The 21,636-nt window shown below is 33.4% G+C and carries 23 protein-coding genes and 1 other RNA gene; 18 read left to right on the top strand and 6 right to left on the bottom strand.

What is annotated here, in order from left to right; genetic code table 11:
- Both ACFOSX_RS07590 and ACFOSX_RS07585 read left to right on the top strand, forming a co-directional pair.
- The gene (locus ACFOSX_RS07590) at positions 1–378 is read left to right on the top strand and encodes a response regulator (protein ID WP_386098723.1); all 378 of its coding nucleotides are present in this window, start codon (positions 1–3) and stop codon (positions 376–378) included.
- The gene (locus ACFOSX_RS07585) at positions 378–1,418 is read left to right on the top strand and encodes an adenylate/guanylate cyclase domain-containing protein (protein ID WP_386098720.1); all 1,041 of its coding nucleotides are present in this window, start codon (positions 378–380) and stop codon (positions 1,416–1,418) included. Before ACFOSX_RS07590 ends, ACFOSX_RS07585 begins: the two co-directional genes overlap by 1 nt.
- Here the strand turns inward: ACFOSX_RS07585 and ACFOSX_RS07580 are convergent, their stop codons facing one another.
- Entirely contained in the window at positions 1,419–1,769 is a 351-nt protein-coding gene (locus tag ACFOSX_RS07580) for a hypothetical protein (RefSeq protein WP_386098717.1), read from the bottom strand. It lies immediately after the preceding gene.
- A 98-nt stretch (positions 1,770–1,867) separates the two neighbouring features.
- On the opposite strand from ACFOSX_RS07580, the gene ACFOSX_RS07575 reads away from it, so the two are divergent.
- The 7 genes from ACFOSX_RS07575 to ACFOSX_RS07545 all read left to right on the top strand — a co-directional run bounded on the left by ACFOSX_RS07575 (position 1,868) and on the right by ACFOSX_RS07545 (position 6,715).
- Entirely contained in the window at positions 1,868–2,473 is a 606-nt protein-coding gene (locus ACFOSX_RS07575) for a hypothetical protein (RefSeq protein ID WP_386098714.1), read from the top strand.
- A gap of 377 nt (positions 2,474–2,850) precedes the next feature.
- Positions 2,851–3,144, top strand: coding sequence for a winged helix-turn-helix domain-containing protein (locus tag ACFOSX_RS07570; RefSeq protein ID WP_386098711.1), 294 nt, complete (start codon positions 2,851–2,853; stop codon positions 3,142–3,144).
- A gap of 105 nt (positions 3,145–3,249) precedes the next feature.
- Positions 3,250–4,605, top strand: coding sequence for a cell envelope integrity protein CreD (gene creD / locus ACFOSX_RS07565; protein WP_386098708.1), 1,356 nt, complete (start codon positions 3,250–3,252; stop codon positions 4,603–4,605).
- Positions 4,606–4,681: 76 nt separating this feature from the next.
- Positions 4,682–4,981, top strand: a complete 300-nt coding sequence (locus ACFOSX_RS07560) for a hypothetical protein (protein WP_386098705.1) — start codon at positions 4,682–4,684, stop codon at positions 4,979–4,981.
- The gene (locus ACFOSX_RS07555) at positions 4,981–5,355 is read left to right on the top strand and encodes a ribosomal maturation YjgA family protein (protein ID WP_386098702.1); all 375 of its coding nucleotides are present in this window, start codon (positions 4,981–4,983) and stop codon (positions 5,353–5,355) included. Before ACFOSX_RS07560 ends, ACFOSX_RS07555 begins: the two co-directional genes overlap by 1 nt.
- A complete protein-coding gene (locus tag ACFOSX_RS07550; protein WP_386098699.1) occupies positions 5,352–6,011 on the top strand; it encodes a DUF1361 domain-containing protein in 660 nt (219 codons plus the stop codon). The genes ACFOSX_RS07555 and ACFOSX_RS07550 overlap by 4 nt, the downstream gene beginning before the upstream one ends.
- Before the next feature lie 5 nt (positions 6,012–6,016).
- The gene (locus tag ACFOSX_RS07545; protein ID WP_386098696.1) at positions 6,017–6,715 is read left to right on the top strand and encodes a hypothetical protein; all 699 of its coding nucleotides are present in this window, start codon (positions 6,017–6,019) and stop codon (positions 6,713–6,715) included.
- 12 nt (positions 6,716–6,727) lie between these two features.
- Here ACFOSX_RS07545 and ACFOSX_RS07540 read toward each other — a convergent pair whose 3' ends face one another.
- The 4 genes from ACFOSX_RS07540 to ACFOSX_RS07525 form a co-directional block, all read right to left on the bottom strand.
- Positions 6,728–7,933 carry an NAD(P)-dependent oxidoreductase gene (locus ACFOSX_RS07540; protein WP_386100252.1) on the bottom strand — a complete coding sequence of 402 codons (1,206 nt, stop codon included), beginning with the start codon at positions 7,931–7,933 and terminating at the stop codon, positions 6,728–6,730.
- A 65-nt stretch (positions 7,934–7,998) separates the two neighbouring features.
- The gene (locus ACFOSX_RS07535; RefSeq protein WP_386098693.1) at positions 7,999–8,211 is read right to left on the bottom strand and encodes a hypervirulence associated TUDOR domain-containing protein; all 213 of its coding nucleotides are present in this window, start codon (positions 8,209–8,211) and stop codon (positions 7,999–8,001) included.
- A gap of 521 nt (positions 8,212–8,732) precedes the next feature.
- A complete protein-coding gene (locus tag ACFOSX_RS07530) occupies positions 8,733–9,275 on the bottom strand; it encodes a hypothetical protein (protein ID WP_386098690.1) in 543 nt (180 codons plus the stop codon).
- Between the two features lie 11 nt (positions 9,276–9,286).
- Positions 9,287–9,937, bottom strand: a complete 651-nt coding sequence (locus tag ACFOSX_RS07525) for an SH3 domain-containing protein (RefSeq protein ID WP_386098687.1) — start codon at positions 9,935–9,937, stop codon at positions 9,287–9,289.
- Positions 9,938–10,125: 188 nt separating this feature from the next.
- Here ACFOSX_RS07525 and ACFOSX_RS07520 point away from each other — a divergent pair, with 188 nt between their 5' ends.
- From ACFOSX_RS07520 to ssrA, 9 genes are all read left to right on the top strand, one after another.
- The gene (locus tag ACFOSX_RS07520) at positions 10,126–11,244 is read left to right on the top strand and encodes a helix-turn-helix domain-containing protein (RefSeq protein WP_386098684.1); all 1,119 of its coding nucleotides are present in this window, start codon (positions 10,126–10,128) and stop codon (positions 11,242–11,244) included.
- Between the two features lie 88 nt (positions 11,245–11,332).
- Entirely contained in the window at positions 11,333–12,241 is a 909-nt protein-coding gene (locus tag ACFOSX_RS07515) for a hypothetical protein (protein WP_386098681.1), read from the top strand.
- A gap of 6 nt (positions 12,242–12,247) precedes the next feature.
- Positions 12,248–12,955, top strand: a complete 708-nt coding sequence (locus tag ACFOSX_RS07510) for a hypothetical protein (RefSeq protein ID WP_386098678.1) — start codon at positions 12,248–12,250, stop codon at positions 12,953–12,955.
- Between the two features lie 113 nt (positions 12,956–13,068).
- The gene (locus tag ACFOSX_RS07505) at positions 13,069–14,196 is read left to right on the top strand and encodes a DUF4932 domain-containing protein (protein ID WP_386098675.1); all 1,128 of its coding nucleotides are present in this window, start codon (positions 13,069–13,071) and stop codon (positions 14,194–14,196) included.
- Positions 14,196–15,488, top strand: coding sequence for a serine hydrolase domain-containing protein (locus ACFOSX_RS07500; RefSeq protein ID WP_386098672.1), 1,293 nt, complete (start codon positions 14,196–14,198; stop codon positions 15,486–15,488). The genes ACFOSX_RS07505 and ACFOSX_RS07500 overlap by 1 nt, the downstream gene beginning before the upstream one ends.
- Entirely contained in the window at positions 15,424–16,287 is an 864-nt protein-coding gene (locus ACFOSX_RS07495) for a TlpA family protein disulfide reductase (protein ID WP_386098669.1), read from the top strand. The genes ACFOSX_RS07500 and ACFOSX_RS07495 overlap by 65 nt, the downstream gene beginning before the upstream one ends.
- Positions 16,288–16,418: 131 nt before the next feature.
- A complete protein-coding gene (locus ACFOSX_RS07490; protein ID WP_386098666.1) occupies positions 16,419–17,510 on the top strand; it encodes a DUF4932 domain-containing protein in 1,092 nt (363 codons plus the stop codon).
- A gap of 7 nt (positions 17,511–17,517) precedes the next feature.
- Positions 17,518–18,303: a hypothetical protein gene (locus ACFOSX_RS07485; protein ID WP_386098663.1), complete on the top strand. Its 786-nt coding sequence runs from the start codon at positions 17,518–17,520 to the stop codon at positions 18,301–18,303.
- A gap of 270 nt (positions 18,304–18,573) precedes the next feature.
- Positions 18,574–18,970: a transfer-messenger RNA gene (gene ssrA, locus ACFOSX_RS07480) on the top strand.
- A gap of 240 nt (positions 18,971–19,210) precedes the next feature.
- Here ssrA and ACFOSX_RS07475 read toward each other — a convergent pair.
- Positions 19,211–21,616, bottom strand: coding sequence for a glycoside hydrolase family 31 protein (locus tag ACFOSX_RS07475; protein ID WP_386098660.1), 2,406 nt, complete (start codon positions 21,614–21,616; stop codon positions 19,211–19,213).
- Positions 21,617–21,636: the final 20 nt, after the last annotated feature.

Here is a 21,636-nt window from a genome sequence, read left to right as displayed (position 1 = left end):
ATGGCAAAAATACTAGTAGTCGATGACGAAACGGACGTACAAATCCTGTTTCAACAAAGGTTTAGAAAAGAAATACGCAAAGGCGAATTGAATTTTCATTTTGCTTTTTCGGGCGAGGAAGCCTTAAAAGTGTTGGACGATATTAAGCATGAAACAGTGCTGATTTTGTCGGATATCAATATGCCAGGAATGACTGGCCTGGAATTATTGAAAACCATTAAACGCGACTTTAACGAACCGCCACCCGTTGTAATGATGGTAACGGCTTATGGCGATGACGAAAATTACAACACGGCAAAATCCCTCGGAGCGGATGATTTTTTAACTAAACCGGTAGATTTCAAACTATTGAAGGAAAAATTAATTCAGAATATATAATGGCAACAATTTTAGTAGTTGATGATGAGGCAGATTTAGAAATTCTCATTAAGCAAAAGTTCAGAAAGCAAATTCGGCAGAATCAATACCAGTTTCTGTTTGCTGAAAATGGCGTAGAGGCGTTAAAACAATTGAAGGCGTCGCCTGAGATTGACATTGTTCTCAGCGACATCAACATGCCAGAAATGGATGGTCTTACGCTCCTATCGGAACTTAAGGTATCTAGTCCGTTGATAAAGTCGGTCATCGTTTCAGCTTACGGCGATATGGACAACATTAGAACGGCCATGAATCTTGGTGCTTTCGATTTTATCACAAAACCCATAAATTTTGAAGACCTTACCATTACGATGGAAAAGACCTTGGAGCATTCAAAATACGTGAAAGACACACTACAAGCCATAAAGGAAAATAATATCCTAAAGATGTATGTGGACGAGAACGTGTTGAATTTTATGGGACAACGTGAGTTTGAATCCACCATCATGTCTAACGAAACTATAGAAGGAACGGTTATGTTTATTGATATTTGCGGATTTACTAAAATTAGCGAAACAGAATCAGCAGATACGGTGGTTAACCTAATCAATAGCTATTTTGATGAAATGGTAAAAGAAATTATTGAGAATGAAGGCCATATCGATAAATTTATCGGTGACGCCATTATGGCGGTGTATCGAGGCGATTATCATTTAGATAGAGCCATTGATACGGCGCTTGCTATCAGTAAAAAAATATCAAACTTTGCGGTTGAAAATTCGGAATATAAATTTGTACCCAAAGTGTCCATTGGTTTAAAAAGTGGCGAAATGGTTTCGGGAAATATCGGCTCTGCAAGCCTTAAACGTTTAGACTATACGGTTGTTGGAGATACCGTGAATACGGCATCACGGCTACAAGACGTCGCCGAAGAAAATCAAATCCTAATCTCTGAGGATTGTTATAAAAAGGTAAAGGAGTCCTTTAAATGCAGTAAAATAGGAAGCATCGACCTAAAAAATAAAGCCAATCCTATTACAATTTATGAAGTGCTGGAATAATTAAAATATCCCCAGAATCCCAATAACAATTAAAGCAATTCCAATAATAGCCTTAAAAGGACTCAACTTATCAGAAAACTTTCTAAGTGAGGCTTCCATGGATGGTACTTTTCCAAAAACGTGTGTGAGTAGCAAGAAGCCACCAAGCATACTTACAATGTTAAATATTAATCCACTCCAAAAGGAAAATAAAGGCAAAATCACCAAAGCACCTCCTATCACGGTTTGAAACGGTGCCAAGACACCTGCAATTTTGTTGAAGAAATTGCGCTCACCATCCCATTTGTCTAGTGTGGCTAATCCTAGTAAAATACCTCCAGAGAGTTGCGCAATAATTAGTAGTAATCCCATAATGACTTATGTTAGTTGGTTGACTTAAATTTACAAAAAAATTAACAAGCAGAATTCAAATAAATTTATTTACTTTGTAATTCAAAGTACTTTTAATTATGAGTAACGAAGATTATTTAAAAGACATCAGCGAGATAAAACATCTCATGAACAAGTCGTCCCGCTTTATATCCTTAAGCGGTTTATCCGGAATTATGGCGGGTATTTATGCCTTAATCGGTGCCACAATTGCCTTTTGGCTGGTAAACACCTACAGTAATAGCGAACTATATCTCGATGGCTGGGTTTTTAGAACCGCTATGTTAATTCTGTTCCTAGTCGCATTTTTTAGCATCGTCACAGGAATCATTTTAACGACCCGAAAAGCCAAAAAGAACAATGAAAAAATATGGGACAGTTCTTCAAGACGTTTACTCTTTAATTTTTTGATTCCCTTAGTCGTAGGTGGACTATATTGCCTTATTATATTAAGTCAAGGCCGTTATGGACAAACAGGAGGATTGATGCTTATTTTTTACGGATTGGCACTAGTAAATGCTTCAAAATACAGTATTGGGGATATTAAATATTTAGGATTTGCAGAGATTATTTTAGGTCTCATTGCCACATTATACCCAGGTTATGGCTTTTGGCTTTGGGTCGTAGGTTTCGGAATTATGCATATCGTTTATGGGACCTGGATGCATTTTAAATATGATAAATAGTTCTCGCGAAGTCGCTAAGACGCAAAGCATACTCGAAAAAACTTATAATTAAAAATTTTGAAAATGTTTAAATCAAGAATATTGAATTTAATTGGCTGGGTATTTACAATCCTTGTAGTAGACTTGATTTTATGGATAATTATAGGAATGATTTTACTCAATTATGAAGATAATTGGGATTCAACTAAAGGACCATATTTCAGTTTAAGAGGCATGACTTGGACAGAAAGAATAGCCTACATTTCATATTATCTATGGATAGTTTTAAATGTCGTATCAATTTTATATTTAATCTATATTCTTTTTAAAAAACTAAAGACTAAAAACATCAACTGAGAACTGAACTTAAAACTTTAAACCCCGAACTTTGAATTAACGTGAGCATCATCAATAACATAAATAAACTCTTTGACCATCGCATTCGCCTTGGGATTATGTCTGTGCTTATGGTGAATGAATCCATGGATTTTACAAGCCTGAAAGAGTTACTTGGCGCAACAGATGGTAATATTGCCAGTCACATAAAGGCCTTGGAAAAGGCCGACTATATTTCAGTGGAAAAATCCTTTATCGGGCGAAAACCCAACACCAAATACAGCGCTACCAAATTGGGGAAATCAGCATTCAAAAAACATATCGACGCTTTGGAAAAACTCATTCGTAAAACATAAATAGATGCGCTTCGTCCCGAAATGTCGGGAGCGCTCAGGACGACAACAAATTTTTTTAATCATTCGCTTTGAAATACAAAGTACTTTTAACTTAAACATCACATCATGGTACAACAGCAAAACAAATTCGGACATTGGCTAAAAACATCAATCACAGCACGCATGCTCATTGTCGGCGCGTTGGTTTTAGTCTTACTCATTCCCCTAACCTACGTTAACGTTTTAATTTCGGAACGTTCTCACCGACAACGCGATGTCATAACTGAAATCAACACCAAATGGGGTTCGGAAGTTCTACTCTATGGACCAATTTTAAAGTTGCCCTACACGACCTATACGGAAACCCAAGTGTATATTGAAAAATCGAAAAGCTATAAAACCGAGCGCGAGGCCGTTCAGAATTATGTCTATATTTTTCCTGAAGAGCTCAACGTAACATCTAATGTAAAATCAAAGACGCAACACCTCGGCAATTTTGAGACGGCGGTATTTACTTCGGATTTAAAATTGAATGGGTCATTTGCCCTTCCCGATTTGGAAAAGAAAGGCATCACCTCAGCATCTATTGATTGGGAAAAAGCCACTTTTATACTTAAAACTACAAACCTGAAGGGCATAAAAACCGAGATGGAAATTGCGGTAGGAGAAAACAGCTTACCTTTTGAAACCAAGTTTTCAAACCATCAAAATCGCGCCTATCGTATGGATGAATTGGAAACATCGTTTATGGATTCTGAAGTGCTTAAAGAACCCTTCAATTTTAATATGAATATGACCTACGATGGCAGTGAAAAACTTCAAATCGTTCCGGTCGGAAAAACAACAACCCTGAGTATGACCTCCAATTGGGCAGACCCAGGTTTCATCGGTGGCTATGCCCCAAACGATGAAACTAAATCCATAACACCCGAAGGCTTTTCAGCCGATTGGAAAGTACTTTCCATCAATAGACCATTTTCACAGACCTACACTAATAATATTCCAAATTTGGATGAGTATGCCTTCGGGACGAAATTCGTGGTTCTTGTAGACGACTATCAAAAAAGCGAACGTTCTGCTAAATATGGATTCTTGGTTATTGGGTTGACGTTTTTGGTATTCTTCCTCATTCAAACCTTAAGTAAAATCAGCATACATCCGTTTCAATATTTAATGATTGGCTTGGCATTGATTATGTTTTACACGCTTTTGGTGTCCATTTCGGAGCATAGTAGTTTTCTCAAAGCCTATCTCATTGCGGGTGTTTCGGTGGTGACCTTGATAACGCTTTACTCTAAATCGATTTTAAAATCGTTCCGATTTACGGCTTTTATCGGACTATCCTTAACGGTACTTTACAGCTTTGTATATGTCATTATTCAGCTGGAAAACTATGCGCTTTTGGTAGGAAGCGTCGGACTCTTCCTCATCTTGGCCAGTGTGATGTATGTCTCTCGAAAAATAGATTGGAATAACCACTAATTAGTTGGTGTGATGCGCCTCATTCTGAAAACTTAAAACTTGGAAGAATGGGGTTGCTCAACCACTATTTTGAATCATGAATCTTCTAAAAGACATAGAAATCATCGGAACTTACGTGGCATCCATTAGCCTCAGTGCTGGGAGTGTCTTGTTTTTTTGGCACCTCTGTTTCCCCAAATACGAACTCATTTTTGACATCGGTCAATACTATGTGGTGTGGGCCTTTTTCGTAAATCTGGCTATGCTCATCATTTTAATTTCGGCTATCGCTGTTTACAAACAACGTCGTCCCAAATTATTGAAAGTGATTGGACAAATTTTGTTCAATATTCCCGTTGCTATACTCTATTTTATAATTTTAATCGCCTTACTGTAATGAAGATAAAATTCAAATTCAATAAACTGTACTTTCTCTTAGCGCTGTTCTTTTTGTTAGTTGAAGTGCTGATAGCGGTATATCTAAAATCCGGATTTGTCCGTCACACCTTCGGGGATTATTTGGTGGTGTTTTTGGTGTATTGTTTTATTAAAGCTTTTGTTGATATCTCTAGTTTGAAGGCATCACTCTTCGTTTTAGCTTTTGCCTTCGCAGTAGAATTTCTCCAATTATTGAATATCCTTGAGCATCTTGGTCTTGAAAAACATTCCATTTTGAAACTGGTTTTTGGCACCACATTTCAAGTAACCGACCTTATCGCCTACACTTTAGGTGTCATTTCCATTTTAATCCTTGAACATCTTAGAGCATGAAACCGATAAAACAACTCATACAATCCGATTTTAAAACCCTATCAGCCATTTTCATCGCCATGGTATTCAGTGTTTTTACATTAATGCTTCGCATGAAGCTGAATAAGTCCTTTTTCTATTTGTTCCTCGTCTGGAATGCGTTTTTGGCACTCATCCCCTACGCCATTACTATGTATTTAAAAACCGTAAGGTTGAAAAAGTGGCAATTGGGATTAAGCTTTGCAGTATGGCTCTTGTTTTTGCCCAACGCGCCATATATTATTACAGATTTTCTGCATTTACGCGTATCCAATACGAGTTTTCTGTGGTTAGACATCTTAGTATTACTCTCTTTTGCGCTTTCAGGCTTATTGTTGTTTTATCTTTCCTTAAACGATATGAAGGCTATCGTGAATGAACATTTTCCCAAGATATCACAAAGTCTATTTATTGCAACATTACTCCTACTTTCAAGTTTCGGAGTCTTTTTAGGGCGATTTATTCGCTTTAATTCTTGGGATGTGCTGTCACAGCCTCAATTGATAACCAATACCGTTTGGGATATCATTACAAAGCCTCAACTGCATTCCGAAGCCTGGTTATTTACCTTGGCTTTTGGTGGGTTTCTTTATATCGGACTATTCATAATTAACAAATTCAACAAATCATTAAATTAAAAATCATGAAACAACTTATTCTCCTAGTACTTGTTTGTCTTATTACAAGTTGCGAAAAGCGTGAAACACAAATAAATCACGATAAAACTGAAATTAAAGAACTGAAGAAAGATAGCTCAAAAATTGAAATAGCTGACCTTCCCGTACATATAGATAGTACTGATTATTTAATTCATCCCATCGGTAATGTTGAGGAATATGGGCGACGGTTTTCTAGTTATGGAAGCGAAAGAGGATACACTTCATTTTCCGTGGCAAATCATAATGGATATACCATTAATGGCACGCTCAGCAATCTTATATTTCAACATGTTAACGAATTAAAAACAACGGCATTAACTGATGAAATTATCGAAATTTCGTCTGTGACCTATCTAGAAAAACTAAGAAAGCAAACAGGAAAAAACTACTTAATATATAAGATAAGGGACACAGACACCAACAACGATTCAAAGTTAAATTATAGTGATGTCCTCTCTCTTTATATCAGCAAAATCGATGGTTCAGAATTTAAAAAGCTTACCCCAGATATGAGTCAAATTATTGACTGGGATTATTTGGAAGTTAACAATACGCTTTACTTCAGATATATTTCTGACACAAACAAAAATGGAGTTTTTGATAAGAGCGATGTGATAAGTTACAAATTTGTCGATTTCTCAAAACCAAATCTCAAAATAACTAGCTATAACCCAATAAAATAAGATTTTGCACATCTATTCCTTCCCATCCACAAAATCCTGAAGATAGGCAAAGCGTTTTGTCAGTTTTCCATTTTCGGTAATCTTGGCGCGTTTTAAAATACCTTTTGCATCGCCATTGAAAAACGCCGGAATCACATGCTCTAAAAAAGCTTCGCCAAAACCTTCACTAGCGTCTTTTGGAAGTTCACAGGGCAAATTGTCCACAGCCATTACGGTGATAGCATCCTTGGCATCAAAAGCAACTTCAGATTCTTTTATTGGGTCATAGCCATAAAAAGGCTTAGCGATAGTTGAAGCACGTAAGGTTGACGCTACAGGACCATCCACATCACACGAAATATCAGAAATTAGATTGATATTGAAATCGGGATGACGGGCATCCTCTCTAGTAAACAAATATGGCGCATTGTTACCGTAAAAATGGCCCGCGATAAACATATCGGTTTCCTTAGCGTAGGGCATAAAATTACTTTCGTAACCACTTGGGTCTTTATAGAATTTAAACTTATCTCCTACTTTTCCATCTACACGTTTGGCATATTCCATCACATCCGCACGGACATAAACTGGCTCAGTAAATTTTGAAGTGAGATAAAGTGCGTCACTAATTTCCTTTATACCCAAATGGTCCAAAATTTCTTTGGCGCCTTTGGCAACTTTCCCTGTTCCGGTAAGGAGAATTTTGATGCTTGGAATGGTGATTTTATCGAGTTCGGCTTTTACGGCATCTAAATCCGCAAGCGTTTCCACCTTAGGAAGATTGAACGATCCATCACGTAAACCCAAAGCTCTAAATCCGTTGTAGGCACCGACCAATCCGGCGTAGCGTCCAAATCCTATGAGTCTAGCACCGCTTTCCTTTACAATGGTTTCGTGGTCGTAGAGCTCAATATTTTTATCGAGAATAGCTTTGAGCAACTCCCGATTATACGGTTGCTTTTTAATGGTATGCGAAAAGAAAAAATACTTTTTATTGGGAATAAGACTCTCAATCGGCACTTCCTTAACACCAATCATCACATCACAAGCCGAAACGTCCTCCTGAACCGAAAATCCCTTTGAAGCATACTGCTCATCCTTAAAAATCCGAATATCCGAAGATTCTACAATGAACTTGGCATCAGGAAAATTAGCTTTGGCCTCTGCCAGCATATCTGGTGAAAAAACGACACGACGGTCTGGCGGATTTTTACGTTCTTTTATAATGGCGAATGCTATACTCATGGTATGGTTTTAAGTCTCGCAAAAATAAAAGAATAATACGGTGTTACCAACTGAAAAATCTAGTCGACTCTACTGACTTCGCTTTCGGATTTTAGGACTTTATCGCCGTCTTCTTGTTCTATATAAAGAGCTTTGTCCCCTTCCTCCCCTTTTCGAGTAACGCTATTTCCTTTAATAGTTTTTGTAACTTCTTTGGTATAAGTTTCAATGACTTTACCTTCTGCGGTGCCGTTGCCCCAATTCCATTTTACTTTGGTTCCTTCTTTAATCATAGTTTTTAATTTGTATTAAAAGTATAAGACAGCCTAGACATATTGTCTTAAGGCTTTTATAAAATGCGGATGGTAGAGTTATTGCATTAATAATTTTAGTAATTTCGCACACTTTCGCTTGTTCCGAAAGCTATTTTTCGGCTGAGTGAGTGCGTTAGGCCTGCCTGCCGGCAGGTAGGTAGGGATTGAAACGGCATCCTTTTGCTTTTTTTTGCATTAATGCCTTAAATCTTTCTTTCGTTAATTAAACGTCAAGAGATCGCATAAACATAACGCTTTTAAACCCATATAAGCGAGAACAAAACATGCATATTGACCAAATTCTATAAATCGCTAGCCCCCCTACTAAACTATATTTCAGCCTTATACATTGAAACACCTTCTTTGAACATCACTTTTAAAGTCTTTCAATTGTAAAATTATTTTTAGGTAAAAAAGCTATAATTGATGAATAAGTTCTGTCACTGAAATTTTAACAATATAACGTTAGCGTAAATTTCGCGTGGCGTGAAACAAATTTTCTATTTTATATAAATTTTTCTCGGTAAAACTGACAAGAAATATTGAAACCCACTACTTTCAAATCGATCATTTTTGGTTGGTTTATAAGCTATCTCTTCAATATTCCTTTCGCCAGAACTAAAACTTTGAATATTGATTTCTGTTGTTTCGTAATGCATTGGAAATTTTGCATACATTAATTTAATTTTTGAATTTCGCTTTAATTTTCTTGATATTACAATTCTAATTTTATTTTTTTCGTTTGATGGATAATCATAACAATAGTTTCTTGAATACGCAATTAATAATTCTTTACCTTTATTAGAAGTTAAAACTGTTTGATATAATTTGCCATTGTCGTAGTCTGACCAGTTTGTTTGTAATATCTTTTTTAGATTGTTAATAGATACTTTTTCTTTATTATCGTGAACAAATATTTGATAGTCATATTTATTTGTATTTATTTCTGATATATTTACTACATAATTGCAACTTGGGTCTTGAGCTTGTAAAGTCAGAGAAGAAAATACAACGATATGCAAGAAATATCTTACTTGTTTCATAAGTATTAATTTTAAATATTCATTAAGCAATAATATTCTACTATTTTCCATTCACCATTAATTTTGGCCACCTTTAGTCTGCGATCAATTACGGAAGACGTATATTGCTTCATCACATAGCCTTCAAAACCATTTTCAAGAATTATTTTTACCCATTCTCTATTATAAATTATTGGATTACCTTCACTATCCAATGCACATTTAACAGTTGAAAAACTTATCTGACCCAGAACTTTAGCAGTTAATCGAGGTGCTTTTCTAATATTTAAATTTTCAGCCAAAATCACAATGCTTCTATCCATTACAGTATAAGACGGCGCACTAAAATTATAACCAAGTGAATCTTTTTTTCGTTTAAAACCAAATCTTAATATACTTTTTAGAATTTGCCATTGATCACTTTCATTATCATTAAAAAAAACTTCAATAAATTGTTTTTTACCACAACCTCCTTTACCTGCACAGTCAAAAGCGTCCCAGCAATCAATTACGACCTCATGAAGCAGAAGTTCTAATAAGACTTTGTCTTTTTTTAAAACAGCATAACTGAGTTTTGTTTTAAACTCCCAAAAGTCTATATCGAGATATGATTCATCTTTTATTTGAGATGAAATATTAAAAGAAATGGGTAATATAAAAAGGACAAATACCAACTTTTTCATAAGTCTATTTTAAATTCCTACAGAATTATATTAATCTATATTGAAAATTTTTATCTAGGATTTAATATTATGAAATTTTATTTTCTTTAATAATTAAAACTAGACATAATTCAAGTTCTACTTGTCCTAATGTGTACATTCATAATAAAAATTTTATCATTTATACTATTTTTGCAAACCATATGACTTTGGACAGCGTAGTAGATTTCATTTTGTTTTTTGGCATTAGTATTGGTCTTTTTATAGCAAGCGCATTGCTATTGATAAAAAGAAATAATACAAAAGCGAATTTGATACTAGCCACCATTATTCTATTGGCTGTAGTTATGCTAATAGGCAGAGTTTTTTATTTGCGCTATTTTAACGATATTATACTTTTCAGAATTGGCACAACAGTCGATGTAACTGTATTTATATTTGGTCCATTAGTATTCTACTTTTTGAACATTTTTTTATTTGAAAATCAAAATGTCTCTAAACTAAAAACTTGGTTCTTTCTACCAAGTCTTATCTACTTGCTTTTTTCAATATGGACCTACAATCTAGGCATAGAAACATATTACAATAGAGTAACTTCCGGAGCCTTAAACAAATATTATTTTTACATAGAAATCTTAGGCATAATAACCAATAGTTTTTTTGTTTATAAAAGCCATAAAACTATAGGTATATACAAATATTCTGTTAAACAAAATTTTTCCTTTAATCAAAACATAATAAAATTTTCAAATTACTTTTTAAATGCATATGCGCTATGTATATTTTTTTGGATTATCAGCTTCATTAATTTATATCTTTTTAAAAATTATTCCAAATTTTTAAGTTACGATAGTGTTTGGATATTTATACCTGTCTTTATTTACGCTATTGGACTTAATGTTCTGACACAACCAGAAATATTTAAAGTTAGGATAAACTCATCTTCTAAAAAGAATAATCAAAATCGCATTCCTGAACATAAAATTTTAGAGCTCGAAACAACCCTGAATAGCTTATTATTAAAAGAAAAAGTTTATCATAAAAGCGATTTATCACTTAGTGATTTATCGGATATGTTAAAAATCTCCAACAATGATTTGTCTTGGCTAATTAATACGTGTTTTAACACTAATTTTTATGAGTATATCAATCGTTATCGAGTCGAAGAATTTATAACACGTATTAAAAACGGGGATTCTAAAACACATACTATTACTGCTATCGCTTTAGATGTTGGCTTCAACTCAAAGTCCACTTTTTACAAAGCCTTTAAATTGACAACCGACACAACTCCTGGCGAATACATTAAACAAATAAATAATAATTAGAAAGGAATATGTTCGTTTGTACGCAAACGAACGCGCAATTCAGAAGATCATTTTAACTTTAGATTTAATTTATAAATCAAGATTAAATATGAAATTCAAACAGGTATTAATATTACATTTCGTCTTTGTTCTTTCTCTCACTATCTCTTTTATTAGTAATGCCCAGAACACAGAATTAAATGTAGAAACTCTGCTTCCAAACTTTCCTGCAAACGGGTTTTTAAATGTAGACAAAGACGGCAATTTATATGCTTCAGAGTATGGCGTTTTCACTCAAATCGGAGGAAGTGGCACTAGACTTTATAAAATCTCACCTCATGGAAAACTTTTAGATTCCATCACATCACTTTCTGGTCCAATTGGCACATTGAAAGATTCAAAAGGAAATCTATACATTAATAATGACAACGACACCAAACGAAGTATCATATTAAAAATTGACAAGGAAGGCAACCAGACGCCATTTGCAGAAGTAAAAGGATGGCCAATTGGAATGAAAATAGATAAAAAGGGCAATATATATCTAACCAATTACAACACACCAAATATTTATAAAATAGACCAGACTGGTTTGGTTAGTACTTTTATAAAGCACGATGATTTTATTGGTAGTGCAGGGATAGACTTTGATTCAAAGGGCAACCTAATTATAGCTAATTTCGCTACAGCCAAAGTATTTTCAGTTAAGCCCAATGGAAAAATAAGAGAAATTGCTCATCTAGAAGATATTGTCAAGCAAGGTTGGGGTATTGGTCATCTCACTGTACTCGATGATTATATTTATGCCACCGGCATTGTTGTTAATAAAATTTTTAAAATTTCACTTGAGGGTAAGGTTGAAATATTTGCAGGAAACGGCGAGGGAAAAACGAAAGATGGAAGTCTTATGAACGCTGCACTCAACTACCCTAACGGAATAACAAGTGATAAGTTTAATAAAATACTTTACATCTCTGAATACGGGCCTAATGGTGGTATTCGTAAAATTCAACTATAAACAAGTATGAAAAATATTATCATTTTTATAGTTTCATTACCGCTGTTGGTTTTAATATTTAATATCAATGAACAAAATAGATTTAGTCAAAAATCAAAAGAAAATCATTTTCACTATCTAGAAGAAAAAAACGACACATTATTCAGACCTAATTATCCTCAAGGCATCTATTTTACCAAGGAAGAATTTATAAACAAAACACCATCTACAAAAGAAGACTTTGAAATCAAGAAATTTAAAATCGATTCATCCGAAGCCATAAATCATAGTGCCTATTTTTATTTTAAGAAAACGAACAAAAAAATAAAAAACGTCTTTGCGGTTTCTTATAAAGGTCATCTATATTTTCAATTAAAAGCTATTTTAAAAAACAGAAACAAAACAGACAGAGCACAGACCACATACATTCCTAACGCTTTTGTAAGAACTATCATTGGCGGGAACAATTACTTATACACTGAAGCAAAATTAAAAAATCAATGGGCAAAACAATCCCTTTCTCAATTAGGTATTGGTGGTAGAATTGCAGCAAGTAAATTAATTAAAGGCAAAGGCATTGTTTGGGATTTTAAAAATAAAGAATTCAACATATTTAAATCATGTAAAGATTATAATGATTTTATAAAGCAATTATCGCCGGATAGCGTTCAGAAATGTGTTAATCACCAACCAGACACGTTTAAAGTTAGAGAAGCCATTCTCAAAATTAAATAGATAGTTTAATGTCCATTAAAAAAATAATTAAAAGAATTGTAAAATGGGTAGTCCTACCAATTATAGTTTTCTCCCTTTTAATAACTATTACTTATTTAATTAAACCAAAATTAATGGAAGATATTGCAATAGAGCTTCTTTATCCAAAGGTTACTATTGCAAAGGAATATAGCGATTCCTATAAGATTGAAATCCCAAAAATGTATGAGCTGATGTATATTGCCTGTTCTTTAACTGAGACATTTCAGAATGATTCAAATTTAATTAGTAAACGAGTTCCAAAATATTTAAACGATGTAAAATCTCATTTTTCAAAATTTAAAAATCATGATTTAATCCAAGTCTTAGAAGATAAATTAAAACCAAATCCATACTCCCAAATACAGCCAACAATACGCTTTTTTTCTTTAAATTATGAAATAGATGACACTAATACTTTAGTGCATAATGAAGTGTTTCATGTAAATAAACTACTTATCAAACTTTTTAAGGACAAACTATTTTATTATGCAGAATATGAAGATTTAATCGAGGATTTTGCTAAGGCAACTGATTTTAGTAAATTTTATAAAGAACATCAATCTTATTATCAAAAATTGATTACAGATTTTGACCAGCTTTGTGATATAAAAGTCAGTTGGAATTTTTTGGAAAACCGATTTACAGAAAGCTATAATTCGTATCGCATCATTTTTTCTCCTTTAACTGGAGGATTTCATAATACACTTCCAGGTTTAAAAGACAAAGAAACAGGACTGCAACAAACTTGGCTCTTTGTTTCTGCACCACCAAATATTGAAATTGATACACTTACAAAAGATGAACTCGAAATAATTAAAAGTAAGTTTACTAGAGAATTATTTACTGAAATGAATCATAATTACGTTAATCCATTATCAGACACATTTAGTAAATCTATAGAAAGCTCAATCATGGATTACAGCGATTGGAACAAACAAAAGCGCGGGTATAATAGTAAGATATCAACATTTAATGAATATATGACTTGGGGTGTGTTTAGCATATTTGCAAAAGAAACGTATTCAGAAAAAAATAGAGATACGATTATAAGTATTCAAGAGAAATTCATGGTAGAAAACAGAAAATTTATTCATTTTAAAGCGTTTAATAGAGAACTTATTCGACTCTCAAACAATATCAATGATGATGATTTACATTTTCAAAATATCTATAGTGATATTTTGAAATGGATGAGAAAATATCCTAACCCAGAAAATTAATGAGAATTATAACTTTATTCATACTATTTGGTATATTCATTTTCTCATGTGAGAAGCGTAAAAATGATGATTTTGTTGAGAATAAGATAGATAAACTTGTAAAAAGATACGGTGAACTAAAACGGTTTAGCGGCGCAATCATAGTCTCAAAAAACGACACTATAGTTTACGACTCAAATTTTGGTTTGGCTGATTATGAGCACTCAAAACCATTTACAAACAAAACTGCTTTTAAGATTGGAATTCTATCTGAGATTATTACAAAAAATATTGTTGAAGAATTAGCGTTGAAAAAAAAGATTAACCTAAATGACAGTATCTCAGACTATATACCAGAATTAAATATTAAATATACTATCCAAGATTTACTTAATCACCAAACACATTTCCCATCTACTGATATTTTAATCGAAAAGCTCCCCGATTTAGAATATAATTTTATTGAGCCTGTTAATTCTTATAAAGATTCAATTATAAACACAAATGAAAGCGCTATTAATTATAATATTCTGGGATTACTGATTGAGCGGGTAAGTAAAAAATCTTTTCAAGAGAATCTTGACTTATATAGTGATTTATTAGACTTAAAAAACACTCACTATTCAGCGCTAGACAAAAATACCGCTATTGGATATCAATATCATAATTACAGAAACAATGGTCTTGAATTACAAAAAACTTCTAGTCCTGATTTAAATGTTACACTTAGCTCAAGAGGCATTAAGTCAACTACTAAAGACTTACTTAAAATTGCAAAATATAATGATGAAAAGGTAATTGATGTTAGCGGATACATGAAAAATGACGGATTCAGTTTTTCTCTTTACAATAATCCTAAAAATGAAACATGCATTATAATACTTAGTAATTTTAGACATCCTGTGGCAAAAGAAATTACAAACGGTATAGATTCAATACTTAAAGGAAGACCTTATAAAGTTCCATTAAAAAGACAACCATTTGATATCAATAGAAATTTACTTTCTGATTACGAGGGGAAATACGCTCTTAATAAGCATATCAATTTCGATATAATAACCAGAAATGATAGTTTATATACAATTTTAGGTTCTAAAGAAGTTTATTTAATACCCCAATCTAAGAATCAATTTTACATGCCAGATAGAGATGCTGCTTTGCGTTTCTTAACTAATGATTCGGGAATAGTTGACCGAGTTGAGTTATTAGATGGATTTATTAAGGGGCAAATAGCTAAAAGAATAAAATATGTTAATAAAAAGAATTTTAATAATTACCATCGCACTGATGTTTTTCTGTTGTTCAGAATCTAAAACCACTAGTAATAATACTAAGCCAAGCAAAGATTTAAAACCCGTAATCGCGTTTAATAATCTTACCAAAAACTATAATACATGGTGGAGTTATCACTATCATAAGATAGATTTAAGTAAAGATTTTCTGGCTTACGACGTAGACAATACGGAGATTGAAAAATCAGAATTTTTAAAAAGGGTGATGTCCGGTAATTATATTGTTATTGAAGTTAAGTCCAAAGAGATTAAAACCACTGCTTACAAATTATTTTTACTCAACGAAAAAACTCATAAAACTATTGCTAATACAATAAAAAATACGACAGCTACCGAATATAAATATTTTAAGATGGAAGGTCTACCCTTTCCAAAATTTAATGTTACCGATATCAATAAAAACACCTATAACAATGATATTTTAAAAGGTAAGCTCACGGTAATTAAAACATGGTTTATAGCTTGCAAGCCATGCGTTGCAGAGTTTCCTGAACTAAACAAATTAGTTGAGGATTATCAACCAAATAGAAATATTCAGTTTTTAAGTCTAGCTTTGGACAAAAAGGAACAGTTAAATAAATTCTTAAAAAAGAAATCATTTAAATACAATGTCATTGCAGAACAAAAAGACTTGATAGAAAACAAATTGGGATTGAACGTTTATCCAACTCATTTAATTATCGATAAAAAAGGTAATATTGAAAAAGTTTTTAATAAGGCATTTAATATGATATCCTATTTAAACTCAAAAAATATTCTAGTTAAAAATGATAATTCCGAAAAACTAGCACCGCCACCTCCACCGCCGCCACCAATATAACATTGTCTGTTTACAGACTCTTTGAAAATAAAGCATCCAAATAATCCAAAGCAATAATTATTACTTACTGGAAAAAACTGCAGGTACACTTTTTATTTTAAATAAATTTAAATAATCTATAAAGAAAAAAAATGAACTTTATTATTCAATCATTACTCGTTTTATCGACTTTAAGTCCACTTTCAAAGAATCCCAATAATAAAGATATAGAAGTCTTAAGAAATAAAAATCTCGAAGTTCTTTTTACTATATACAATCAAATATGGACTCCTTTTTCGGATGACGGTATTTCAAAAGAAATGATTGAAAACACCTTCTTAATGAAAAAAAACCATGATTTTTTTAATCGATTTAAAAATCATATAGCTATTTCTAAATCAAAGTCTTTTATGAAAAGAAGTGGCACTGACTTTTTTCTATATGCGTTCTATTACGAGGATTTTCCTCAAGTAAAAAGAAAAAGAAAAATTCCCGAAATATTAACAAAAGATATTAATGAAAATTATGAACTCGCTCTAATGGAGATTGATAATTTAATGACTCATATTTCAGATTTTTATAATGTATCAGGATTCGAGAAATTTAATTCTCTGAATGAAGATGTATACTTAAAAGCAAAAAATGAAATTCTTGCTAATCTGCCAAAACAAGATTTTATACTATTTCTTGAAAAATATTTTAATAAAAGACATGCCTCGTATAAATTTATAATTATGCCTTTCTTTAAAACTGAGTTTGGTATGGCTCACCAGTTGAGAAAAGACAATTTAATTGATAATATTACTTTTATTTCTCCTTTTTTACCAGCATCTATTGACAAACAAGGCATTGTAAATCATGTAGGATACGATAGTAAAAAGCATATTTTAGAATGGACTGTGCACGAATATTCTCATCTTTTTTTCAACTATTCACTAAATAGAAAAAAGAATTTAGAAGCTTTAGATAAGTATTCACATTTGTATAAGCCTATTGAAGGCCAGCCACAGATTCAAAATTGGTATTCAATGTTTTCAGAACACCTAGCAGTTGCCTTTGAAATACGAGTTGCTGCTTTAAATAGAAACGATACGAATTACCAAAATCTTTTAAATAAACATGAAGCTTATATCTACTTAGATCACTTCATTGAACAACTGCAATATTTTGAATCAAACAAAGATAAATATACTTGTATTGATGACTTTATACCCGTAATGATAAAGTCCTGCAAACTATTATAGTCAAAAAATGAAAAGTTTTAAATTAAGCAAACACAAAAAAAAGTGGATTATTACAATACTCATAATCTTTTCCTTGACGCTTACTACAGTTGTCTTCGCCATACTTAATCCCAGTATTTTTTATACTCATAAAACAGAATTTGGGCAATACATTATTTATCATTCTTCCGAGCTAGAGCCCGAATTTCAGAGCCGTTTGAACAAAGTAGATTATTACATAAAAAAAAGTGAATATTTTAATTCAAACCTAAAATTTAAATTATGCCTTAATGATGGCTCTTTTTATCCAAGACTAATGGAAATATTACGAGGTCCTGCTTTTGGTTGGGGATTTCATAATATTGCAACTTTTAGAGGAGATTTTAACTTTACAAAAAATGAAATAAATTTAAGAGGATATAAATGGAATTTAGAGCAATTAATGGCTCACGAGCTTACACACTGCCTTCAGTTTCTTAAGCTTGGATTATTCAATTCTAATCCTTTAGGCGATCATGCACATTGGAAATGGGAAGGTTATGCCGAATATATATCTCGAAAAAACGTTAATCAAAAACCACTTCAATATTACATTGACAAATATAACATCGCAAATATAAATAACCCAACAAGTTGGCATATAGAACTTGACGACAATACCATTGCTCCCAAAAGCTATTATGAGTATTGGTTATTTGTTAGATATTGCTTAGATATTAAGGTAATGAGTTATGATCAACTTTTAGAACTTGATATTTCGACTATAAATTTAAAAGATGAAATGCTAAATTGGTATAAAAATAATTATAATTAATTTTACCATTCAATTTTTAATGAACTGATGTTTTCGGTTGTTTTATAACTAAAAATCGATAAACACCATTTAACATTGGAAATAAAGTTTATACTAGTTTATGAAGGCAGATTGGATATAATGAGTATTAAATAATAAGTAACAATTTCACTTATAACAAGTTGGAATACTTTTTGATTCTTTTTAATAAATTGGGTATATTGTCTAAATTCCGAATCTTTTTTATAGATAAATTCGATTATTTATAATAGGAAATTACTATTTGATTAAGGGGTCGACTGGTTTTGACAGCGAGATTAATTAGATGGTAAGCACGTCGTGTAATGGTTTTGAAACACGTAAAAGGCTGAACCAAACATTTAAACGGCGAGAATAACTACGCTTTAGCTGCGTAATCTGAATTATAGTAAGATTTCCGCTCATTCCTACTAGGTAGGAAGGCTAAATGTCTCCAGAAAGCCTTGGTTAGTGGCGTTCTTTTTAGAGGCATCGTAAAAATTGACCAAGATGGGGCAGTGCTTTGTTGCCTTATTGAGATAAAGAAGATAAGTTGTAAGTAGGTTGTCTTTGGCCAGCTTACAATCGAAAAAACAAGCATAGACTAAACGTGTAGAAAGCCCTTTGGTTACTTGTTTGGACGAGAGTTCGATTCTCTCCGACTCCACAATTAAGCGTAGCTTAATAACAGCTTTACGCATAAAAAGCGCAACAAGTTTTACTTGATTGCGCTTTGTTGTTTAAAGATGTTAATTATCATAAGATACATTTACAGCATGGGAGTTAATAGAGAACAGCGAAGCTAATCTCTGCGACTCCACAAAACACCCTTGAAAACACAGAGATTTCAAAGGTTTTTAATTTTGGTTGACAAAATGGCTAATAAAAATATCTTGTAATAGCTGAGAATCTACTTCCCCTTAATATGAATAGTATTAAAATTCTTATCAATCACCATGGACAATGTGCCGTCTGCTTCTATATATTTTAATGAAATAACCTCATCATCCAACTCTACTTCCTTTACGTTGAAAGGTAAACCGTGTATGTTGAATTTAAAGGTTTCATAAGTCGTGGTATACTTTCCTTCCTTATGTTGTCTAATAATCAATTCCTTATTCTTTCCATTAAGCTGAAAGGTCCGTAGACTAAAGCGACCTTTGGTATAATCATAGCCATCATGAGCATCATCAAACAACGTGGAGCGCTCCTTGCCCTCTTTATAATAAACATCCAATGACAATTCTTTAATCTCCTTTTCGCCGACATACTGTTGCACCGGATATTTTGGAATGATGGCGCCTTCTTTTATAAAAATTGGCATAGAATCGATTTCAGCATCCACCCATTTTTCTTTGCCTCCTTCAACAAGTTCGTCCGTCCAATAGTTATACCACTGTCCTCTCGGAATGTACATTCTTCGGCCTTTGGCATTTGGTTCTTGTATAGGACACACTAAAATTTTATCACCGAAAATAAACTCATCGGTTCGGTAATGGGTTTGATGGTCTTCTTGGTCAAACATTACCAAAGACTGTAAAATCGGCGTACCGTGCTCTACTAAATTCCAGAAGCAGGTATACAAATACGGTAATAATTGATATCGAAGTTCAATAAATTTTCTACAGATATCCGTAACATCTTCATCAAAGGCCCAAGGTTCTTGGTCGCCATGGTCGCCCGAGGAATGCACACGACAGAACGGATGAAAAATCCCCAACTGTATCCAACGCGTGAACAATTCGCCCTGCGGTTGCTCTGCAAATCCGCCAATATCGCTACCAACAAAACTAAAGCCAGACATGGCCATACGCTGTGCCTGAATATTCGCTATACCTAAATGTTCCCAAGTGGCCACGTTATCGCCGGTCCATGTTGAAGTATACCGTTGCGTACCAGAATAAGCCGAACGTGTTATTACGAATGGACGTTTTGGATAATTGAATTTCTTTAATCCCTGATACGTCGCCCGTGCCATTTGCATACCATAAATGTTATGTGCTTTTCTATGACTGCAGGGATTGCCATCATAATCATGACGCACATCATTAGGGAATGTTTTGTTCGGTACTTCCATAACGGCTGGTTCATTCATATCGTTCCAAACGCCTTTTATACCGATATCTTCAATTAGCTCCTGAAATAAGCCAGACCACCAATCCCTCACTTCAGGATTTGTGAAATCGGGGAAGTAACATTCGCCAGGCCAAACTTTACCTTTCATATAAGGCCCGTCAGCACGCTTACAGAAATAGTCCTTTTCCAAAGCTTCTGTAAAAACCGAATAATCCTTATCGATTTTAATACCGGGGTCAATAATTGCTACCGTTTTAAACCCATCATCAGCCAACTCTTTTACCATGCGTTTTGGGTCTGGAAAATGTTCCTTGTTCCAAGTAAAACACCTAAAACCGTCCATATAATCAATATCCAAATAAATGGCATCGCACGGAATCTGTAATTCCCTGAATTTTGAGGTAATCTCTTTGACTTCGGACTCTGGATAATAACTCCATTTACACTGATGAAAGCCCAATGCCCAAAGTGGCGGCAGTTGGTGAGGCTTTCCTGTTAAATCAGTATAATTTTCTACGACATCCTGCATTTTAGGGCCGTAAATGAAGTAATAATTCATTTCGCCACCATGCGCCCAAAAGCTGGTGACATTGCGACGTTCGCCACCAAAATCAAAAAACGAACGGAAGGAGTTATCGAAAAATATACCATAGGCTTTGTTATGGTGTAAGCCTGTATAAAATGGAATCGCCTTGTAAATAGGGTCTGTTTCCTTCCCATAGGCATAGGAGTCCGTTGCCCAATTCTGAAAGCGTTTGCCCTTTAAATTTAGATGGTCTGGTTTATCGCCCAAACCATAATAACTTTCGCGGTCGTTGATGACTTTACTCATCTTCACTACATTGCCACCAAACTCATAATTTTCTTCCCAATGAAAGCCCAATTCATCATCGCAAAGCAAGGTCTCATCCAACGCATCATATAATGAAATATGAAGGTCTTTTTTGGCCACTTTACATATCAATTTAGAAGTGGTGATGACATAATGGGTCTCATTTTCCTTTATATCCAATCGGTTATAACCCGTACTTGCATATTGGGTTATGGCATAAGAAAAATCATTTTCAAATGTCCCCGTTGTGGTATATCTAAAGCGTAAAACGCTATCGCGAAGAATGGTGATTTGAAGGACCACGTCATTTTCCGTATGAAAAAAAAGCTGGTCGACATCTTTGCTATAATCTATAATTTGAGATGGAAATAAATTCCCTTTTTGCTCTAATTCAGTATTTACAATCATATAATGATGGTCTAATTTGA

The organism is Winogradskyella maritima (assembly GCF_042650215.1).
Classification (GTDB): domain Bacteria; phylum Bacteroidota; class Bacteroidia; order Flavobacteriales; family Flavobacteriaceae; genus Winogradskyella; species Winogradskyella maritima.
This window is presented reverse-complemented; position numbering and strand designations above follow the sequence as displayed.

Excerpts from the sequence above, each read along its gene's own strand:
- ACFOSX_RS07590 (WP_386098723.1), top strand. The coding sequence starts at position 1 with ATGGCAAAAATACTAGTAGTCGATGACGAAACGGACGTACAAATCCTG.
- ACFOSX_RS07585 (WP_386098720.1), top strand. The coding sequence starts at position 378 with ATGGCAACAATTTTAGTAGTTGATGATGAGGCAGATTTAGAAATTCTC.
- ACFOSX_RS07580 (WP_386098717.1), bottom strand. The coding sequence starts at position 1,769 with ATGGGATTACTACTAATTATTGCGCAACTCTCTGGAGGTATTTTACTA.
- ACFOSX_RS07575 (WP_386098714.1), top strand. The coding sequence starts at position 1,868 with ATGAGTAACGAAGATTATTTAAAAGACATCAGCGAGATAAAACATCTC.
- creD (WP_386098708.1), top strand. The coding sequence starts at position 3,250 with ATGGTACAACAGCAAAACAAATTCGGACATTGGCTAAAAACATCAATC.
- ACFOSX_RS07560 (WP_386098705.1), top strand. The coding sequence starts at position 4,682 with ATGAATCTTCTAAAAGACATAGAAATCATCGGAACTTACGTGGCATCC.
- ACFOSX_RS07555 (WP_386098702.1), top strand. The coding sequence starts at position 4,981 with ATGAAGATAAAATTCAAATTCAATAAACTGTACTTTCTCTTAGCGCTG.
- ACFOSX_RS07550 (WP_386098699.1), top strand. The coding sequence starts at position 5,352 with ATGAAACCGATAAAACAACTCATACAATCCGATTTTAAAACCCTATCA.
- ACFOSX_RS07545 (WP_386098696.1), top strand. The coding sequence starts at position 6,017 with ATGAAACAACTTATTCTCCTAGTACTTGTTTGTCTTATTACAAGTTGC.
- ACFOSX_RS07535 (WP_386098693.1), bottom strand. The coding sequence starts at position 8,211 with ATGATTAAAGAAGGAACCAAAGTAAAATGGAATTGGGGCAACGGCACC.
- ACFOSX_RS07530 (WP_386098690.1), bottom strand. The coding sequence starts at position 9,275 with ATGAAACAAGTAAGATATTTCTTGCATATCGTTGTATTTTCTTCTCTG.
- ACFOSX_RS07525 (WP_386098687.1), bottom strand. The coding sequence starts at position 9,937 with ATGAAAAAGTTGGTATTTGTCCTTTTTATATTACCCATTTCTTTTAAT.
- ACFOSX_RS07515 (WP_386098681.1), top strand. The coding sequence starts at position 11,333 with ATGAAATTCAAACAGGTATTAATATTACATTTCGTCTTTGTTCTTTCT.
- ACFOSX_RS07510 (WP_386098678.1), top strand. The coding sequence starts at position 12,248 with ATGAAAAATATTATCATTTTTATAGTTTCATTACCGCTGTTGGTTTTA.
- ACFOSX_RS07505 (WP_386098675.1), top strand. The coding sequence starts at position 13,069 with ATGGAAGATATTGCAATAGAGCTTCTTTATCCAAAGGTTACTATTGCA.
- ACFOSX_RS07500 (WP_386098672.1), top strand. The coding sequence starts at position 14,196 with ATGAGAATTATAACTTTATTCATACTATTTGGTATATTCATTTTCTCA.
- ACFOSX_RS07495 (WP_386098669.1), top strand. The coding sequence starts at position 15,424 with ATGTTAATAAAAAGAATTTTAATAATTACCATCGCACTGATGTTTTTC.
- ACFOSX_RS07490 (WP_386098666.1), top strand. The coding sequence starts at position 16,419 with ATGAACTTTATTATTCAATCATTACTCGTTTTATCGACTTTAAGTCCA.
- ACFOSX_RS07485 (WP_386098663.1), top strand. The coding sequence starts at position 17,518 with ATGAAAAGTTTTAAATTAAGCAAACACAAAAAAAAGTGGATTATTACA.
- ACFOSX_RS07475 (WP_386098660.1), bottom strand. The coding sequence starts at position 21,616 with ATGATTGTAAATACTGAATTAGAGCAAAAAGGGAATTTATTTCCATCT.